Below are 6621 nucleotides of genomic sequence, written 5' to 3'. Positions count from 1 at the left end.
GCCCTAGCGGCGACCGCAGGGCTTGCTGGTTGCGGTGGGGGCTCGGCCTCGACCACCGAGTCCGCCGGCGGTGCCGGAGCCGATGCCGCCAGCTACAAGATCGAGATGGTCACCGACACCGGCGGCGTGTCGGACCAGTCGTTCAACCAGAGCTCCTGGGAGGGTCTGCAGCAGCTCGAGTCCGACAAGGGCTGGGAGGTCAGCTACATCGAGTCGAAGCAGGAGTCCGACTACGCGACCAACCTCGACAAGGCCGTCGACGACGAGGCCAACCTCGTCTGGGGCATCGGCTTCAACATGGCCGACGCCGTCGCCCACTCCGCCCAGACCAACCCCGACGTCCAGTTCGCAATCATCGACAACGCATACGACGAATCCCAGTCCAACCTCACCGGCGTGACCTTCCGTGCGCAGGAGCCCTCCTTCCTGGTTGGCTACATCGCCGCACGTACCACGAAGACCAACAAGATCGGCTTCGTCGGTGGCATCACCGGCGTGGTCATCGACCAGTTCGACTACGGATACCGGGCTGGCGTCGACTACGCGAACAAGGAGGCTGGCACCAGCGTCGAGGTCCAGGGCCAGTACGCTGACAGCTTCTCCGATGCGGCCAAGGGCAAGGCGATCGCTTCCAAGATGTTCTCCGACGGGTGCGACATCGTGTTCCATGCCGCCGGTGGTGCGGGTGCGGGCGTCATCGAGGCGGCCAAGGAGGCAAACCAGTACGCGATCGGCGTTGACCGTGACCAGAACTACCTCGCTCCCGACAACGTCATCACCTCGGCCCTGAAGAGGGTCGACAAGGCCATCATCGAGGTCTCGACCCAGATCGAGGCGGGCACCCTCAAGGGCGGCTCCAACATCGAGCTGGGCTTCAAGGAGGACTGCGTCGGCATCCCCGAGAAGCACGACCTCATTGCCGATGACGTCTATCAGGCCGCGCTCGCGCTCTCCGAGAAGATCAAGGATGGCAGCATCGTACCGCCCATGAACAAGGACTCCTACGACAAGTACGTGGCGAGCCTCTAGTCCGCAAGTCAAGAAGCACGCAGGGATGGGGCGCCCTGGCCTGATGGCGGGGTGCCCCATCCCTTGGATGCGACGCCAGGGGAGCAGAAAACATGGAAGTCAGTCCGGAATACGCCGTGCAGATGCATGGCATAGTCAAGACGTTCGGCTCGTTCCGAGCGCTTGACGGGGTTGACCTCGACGTCAGGAAGCAGTCCATCCACGCCATCCTGGGCGAGAACGGGGCGGGAAAGTCCACGCTCATGAACGTCCTGTACGGTCTGTACCAGGCCGACGGCGGAGAGCTCTTCCTCAACGGCGAGAAGGTAAGCATAAACAGCCCGACCGAGGCCATCAAACATGGGATTGGCATGGTCCACCAGCACTTCATGCTGGTGGAGAACTTCACCGTGACCGAGAACATCGTCTTGGGGGAGGAGGTGTGCGGCACGGCGGGCGTCCTCGACATGGCCAAGGCGCGACAGGAGGTCGTCAAGATTGTCGAGGAGTACGGCCTCGAGGTAGACCCGGACGCGCTCATCGAGGACATCACCGTGGGCATGCAGCAGCGCGTCGAGATACTCAAGGCACTCTACCGCGGGGCAGACACCCTCATCCTAGACGAACCGACCGCAGTCCTCACGCCCCAGGAGATCGGCCAGCTGATCAAGATCATGCGCGACCTCGTCAGCAAGGGCAAGACGATCATCATCATCACGCACAAGCTCAAGGAGATCATGTCGTCCGCCGACGAGTGCACCATCATTCGCCGCGGTCGCTACATGGGAACCGTGGACGTGGCGCAGACTAACGAGGCGGAGCTTGCCTCCAAGATGGTCGGTCGCCACGTCAACCTCCACGTCGAGAAGTCGCCCTCCAGGCCGGGCGAGACCGTGCTCTCGATACGCGACCTGCACGTCAAGGACGACCGTGGGATCGAGGTCGTGAAGGGCCTCTCGCTCGACGTGCATGCGGGCGAGATCGTGGGCATCGCCGGCATCGACGGCAACGGACAGCGCGAGTTCGTGGACGCTATAGACAACCTCGTGCATGCGGAGTCGGGAACGATCGAGGTAAAGGGCAAGCAGATTCAGAACACCACGCCCAGGAACACCATCGAGACTGGCGTGGCCACCGTACCCTCAGACCGCCATCGCTGGGGTCTCGTCCTGCCCTTCAGCGTCGCCGAGAACTCGGTTCTCGAGCGTCACAACGAAGAGCGCTTCGGCAAGGGCATCATGCTCGACCTGGCAAAGGTCGAGGAGTTCGCTCGCGGCCTCATCGAGGAGTATGACATCCGTCCCGAGGGCTGCGAGTCCCAGCCGGCCGCAGGCCTGTCTGGAGGCAACCAGCAGAAGGTCATCATCGCCCGCGAGGTCTCTGGTGAGCCTGACCTGCTCGTGGCCGTCCAGCCCACGCGAGGCCTGGACGTCGGCGCCATCGAGTTCGTGCACAAGTCGTTGATTCGCGAGCGCGACCGCGGCGCCGCCATCCTCCTCGTCTCGCTCGAGCTCGACGAGGTCATGGACGTGTCCGACACAATCGCCGTCATACACGACGGGCAGATCGTTGGCAGCTTCGAGCAGGGAACGGTCACCGAGGAGCAGATCGGCCTCCTGATGGCAGGAGGAGGGAGCAAATGAAAACCATCGTCAAGCTATTGAGGAAGCCCATCGCGGCATCGATACTGGCAATCGCCGTAGGCTTCCTGATCGCAGCCATAGTGCTCGCGATCGCGGGCTATGCGCCCGGACCGTCCTTCGCGGCCCTGTTTAACGGCATGATCGGCAAGCCCAAGTACATCTCCAACGTCGTCATCAAGGCAACCCCCCTGATTCTGACCGGCACGGCCGTGGCCTTCGCCTTCAAGACGGGCCTCTTCAACATCGGTGCCGAAGGCCAGTACGTGACTGGCACCATCTGCGCGGCGATCGTTGGCATCAGCTGCGACTTCCCGCCCGTCTTGCAGGTCCCCCTCGTCATTCTCGCGGGGACGCTCGGCGGGGCCGCATGTGGCGCCCTCGTTGGCTGGCTCAAGGCGAAGTTCGGGATAAACGAGGTCATCACCAGCATCATGCTCAACTGGATTAGCCTCTACGCCTGCAACTTCGTGGTCAACGTGCCCGCCTTCCACCAGCCGGAGTCGACGAGCACCTATGCCGTCAATCCTTCCAGCTACACCATGATCCTCCCCAAGTGGAAGCTCTCGGAGGAGGGGCTCGCCACCCTCAAGGGGACCCCCTGGCTCTACGAGGTGCTCGTGAAGACTGACGTCAACGTGGGCATCCTCATCGCGGTGGCCTGTGCCATCCTCATCGCAGTGCTGCTGAAGCGCACCAAGATGGGCTACGAGATGCGCGCCGTGGGCCTCAACCGCGAGGCGGCCCAGTTCGCCGGCATCAACGTGAACCGCAACATAGTCACCTGCATGCTCATCTCGGGCGCCCTCTGCGGCCTGGCGGGCGCTCTGGCAGTGACCGGCCTGGAGCCGCATAACATATCCACCCTGGCCGCATTCGAGAACAATGGCTTCAACGGCCTCTCGGTGGCCTTCATTGCCGGCTCCTCGCCCATAGGGTGCATCTTCGCCGGGTTCCTGTTCAGCGGACTCATCTATGGCGGGCAGAGCGTCCAGCAGGTCATGGGGGCGCCATCCGACATCATCAACATCATGATTGGCACCATCGTGTTCCTCATGGCCCTCTCGCAGGTCGTTCCCATGGTTGCCGATTGGCTTGAGCGCAGGGAGAAGGGGGTCGCAAATGCCTAGCAGCCTGTTTCTACTCATCGGCATCACCCTCATGTACTCGACGCCGCTCGTGTTCGGCGCCCTCTCGGGCGTCATCTCGGAGCGCTCGGGCGTCGTGAACATCGGCATAGAGGGCATGATGATGGTCGGCGCCTTCACGGCCTCTGCCGTATCGTACTTCACCGGGAACCCTTGGCTGGGCTTTCTGGCCGCAGGCCTCACCGGTGCGATCATTGCCCTCCTCCACGCCTTCGCGTCCATCACCTTCAGGGCTGACCAGACGGTCTCGGGCGTCGCAATCAACCTCCTGGCGCCCGGGCTCGCCCTCTTCTTCTGCCGCCGGCTCTTTGACAACGCTGCAATGACCCCCGTCTACACCACGCTGCCCAAGCTCTTCGGTGACAAGGCCCTTGCCGGCACGCCGTACGCGAGCCTCAACGTGGACGTTACGGTCGCCCTGGGCCTGGTTGCCGCGGTGATCATGTGGTTCGTCCTCTACAAGACCAAGTGGGGCCTGCGCGTCCGCGCCGTGGGCGAGCACCCTGCTGCCGCCGACACCCTGGGCATAAACGTCGAGCGCACGCGCTACGTCTGCGTAATCGTCTCGGGCATGCTGGCGGGCTTCGGCGGCGCTTCGGTCACGCTGGCCATCGTCTCGCAGTTCACCCAGACGGCCATCAGCGGCCAGGGCTTCATCGCGCTCGCCGCCGTCATCTTCGGCAAGTGGAGGCCGCATGGAGCCTACGGTGCCTGCCTGCTGTTTGGCCTGGCCCAGGCCCTCACCGTGATACTGGGCGGTGGTGACATCGCAATCCCCAGCCAGCTCATGGCGATGCTGCCCTACATCCTGACCATCATCGTGCTGGTGCTCTTCGTGGGTCGTTCCGTGGCACCCAAGGCCGATGGCGTGCCCTACAGGAAGGGTGCGCGCTAGCATGTCGTGCGGTACGGGGACCTCTCGGGCTACGGGAGTCCGAAGGAAGACCGTCGGGGCACCTCGCAGCCAGCCGAGCGCCCCGTCAAGGGAGGCATGATGGACGAGGTAGCGCTCGTTCGGGAGGCCATCGCCGCGCGAGAGGAGGCATACGCCCCGTACTCGCACTTCTCCGTGGGTGCCGCCCTTCTCGACTCGAAGGGCAGGGTATGGCGTGGCTGCAACATAGAAAATGCGTCCTACACGCCCACGAACTGCGCGGAGCGTACCGCGTTCTTCAAGGCGGTGAGCGAGGGGGCGAGGGAGTTCGTGGCCATCGCCATCGTCGGTGGGGCCGAGAGGCTTCCCATCAGCAACTGGTGTGCGCCCTGTGGCGTGTGCCGCCAGGTGATGGAGGAGTTCTGCGACCCTCGGAGCTTCAGGGTGGTGCTGGCCGCCTCGCCGCGCCAGATCAGGACCTATCTGTTGGAAGACCTGCTGCCGCTGGGCTTTGGCTCCCATGACCTCGAGGCGGCACAAAGGGAGGCTGATGGCCAATGAGGATGTACGACGTCATCGAGACCAAGCGCAATGGCGGGGAGCTGAGCGACGAGCAGATCAAGTTCTTCGTCGACGGCTATGTCTCGGGCCAGATACCCGACTATCAGGCCTCTGCCCTGTGCATGGCCATCTACTTCAGGGGGATGAGCGCTCGCGAGACTGCGACGCTCACCATGGACATGGTCGCGTCGGGCGACGTGGTGGACCTCTCTCCCATTCCCGGCATCAAGGTAGACAAGCATTCCACCGGTGGCGTGGGCGACAAGACCTCGCTGGTCGTCGCGCCCATCGTTGCCTCGCTTGGAGTGAAGACCGCCAAGATGAGCGGCCGTGGGCTGGGACACACGGGCGGCACCCTTGACAAGCTCGAGTCCATTCCCGGCCTCTCCACCTCGGTTGAGCGCGACCGCTTCGTGAGGATCGTGAGCGAGGTCGGCGTGGCCATCATCGGCCAGACGGGCAACCTCGTCCCGGCTGACAAGAAGCTCTATGCCCTGCGCGACGTCACCGCCACCGTCGACAGCCTGCCGCTCATCGCCTCCAGCATCATGAGCAAGAAGATAGCGGCTGGTTCCGACAAGATCCTCCTCGATGTCAAGTGCGGCAGCGGGGCGTTCATGAAGACCGTCGACGACGCCATAGAGCTGGCTCGGTCTATGGTCGAGATTGGCGAGCACGTCGGCCGTACCACCGTCGCGATGATCACCGACATGGGCAGGCCTCTGGGCAACTGCATAGGCAATGCCCTGGAGGTTGCCGAGGCTGCGGCGACCTTGCAGGGCAGGGGTCCCAAGGACCTGACCGACATCTGCGTCGAGCTGGCGGGCAACATGCTCTTCCTGGCGGGCAAGGGGCAGATGGACGACTGCCGGCACATGGCACGCGAGCAGATCGCCAACGGAGCGGGCTTCGCGAAGCTCAAGGAGATGGTTGCCGCCCAGGGCGGTGACGCCTCCCTGCTCGACGACGCCTTCGACAGTCTCGTGCAGCCGCGCGTGGCCCGTGAGGTGCGTGCGCAGCGCTCTGGCTGGCTCTATGCGATGGACACCGAGCGCTGTGGCATAGCGTCGGTGGCGCTGGGTGCCGGTCGTGCGCGCAAGGAGGACGCGATAGACTACTCCGCGGGCATCGTCCTGGCCAAGAAGAGTGGTGACGCCGTCGCTGAGGGGGACCTGCTCGCAACGCTGTATGCCGCCGACGAGGCGCTGTGCGACGAGGGGGAGCGCATCCTTCTCTCCGCGCTGGACATTCGCACGGAGGAGCCCACGGCTATCCCGCTGTTCCACGCGCGCGTTACGCGCGACGGGGTCGAGCGCTTGGATGCATAGGCGATAGTCCTGCCGGGTTACGACGATTTCTGTGGGCACGGGGGATGCGGGCGGTGCGGGAA

The 6621-nt window shown here is 64.0% G+C and carries 6 protein-coding genes; all 6 read left to right on the top strand.

What is annotated here, in order from left to right:
- Positions 1-1029 (top strand): BMP family lipoprotein (locus BQ7388_RS05935; protein ID WP_072499997.1); only part of this gene is annotated, 1029 nt, incomplete at its 5' end.
- A gap of 92 nt (positions 1030-1121) precedes the next feature.
- A complete protein-coding gene (locus tag BQ7388_RS05930; RefSeq protein ID WP_072499996.1) occupies positions 1122-2651 on the top strand; it encodes an ABC transporter ATP-binding protein in 1530 nt (509 codons plus the stop codon).
- On the top strand, positions 2648-3778 hold the full coding sequence (locus BQ7388_RS05925) for an ABC transporter permease (protein ID WP_009278102.1): 1131 nt from the start codon (positions 2648-2650) through the stop codon (positions 3776-3778). Before BQ7388_RS05930 ends, BQ7388_RS05925 begins: the two co-directional genes overlap by 4 nt.
- The gene (locus tag BQ7388_RS05920) at positions 3771-4691 is read left to right on the top strand and encodes an ABC transporter permease (protein ID WP_062529399.1); all 921 of its coding nucleotides are present in this window, start codon (positions 3771-3773) and stop codon (positions 4689-4691) included. Before BQ7388_RS05925 ends, BQ7388_RS05920 begins: the two co-directional genes overlap by 8 nt.
- Positions 4692-4790: 99 nt before the next feature.
- On the top strand, positions 4791-5231 hold the full coding sequence (locus BQ7388_RS05915; RefSeq protein ID WP_072499995.1) for a cytidine deaminase: 441 nt from the start codon (positions 4791-4793) through the stop codon (positions 5229-5231).
- Positions 5228-6559, top strand: a complete 1332-nt coding sequence (locus BQ7388_RS05910) for a pyrimidine-nucleoside phosphorylase (RefSeq protein WP_072499994.1) — start codon at positions 5228-5230, stop codon at positions 6557-6559. The genes BQ7388_RS05915 and BQ7388_RS05910 overlap by 4 nt, the downstream gene beginning before the upstream one ends.
- Positions 6560-6621 lie beyond the last annotated feature (62 nt).

Origin of the sequence: Olsenella phocaeensis (assembly GCF_900120385.1) — a bacterium.
Taxonomy (GTDB): domain Bacteria; phylum Actinomycetota; class Coriobacteriia; order Coriobacteriales; family Atopobiaceae; genus Olsenella_I; species Olsenella_I phocaeensis.
The sequence above is the reverse complement of the archived record's forward strand: the minus strand, read 5'-3'. Positions and strand labels throughout refer to the sequence as shown.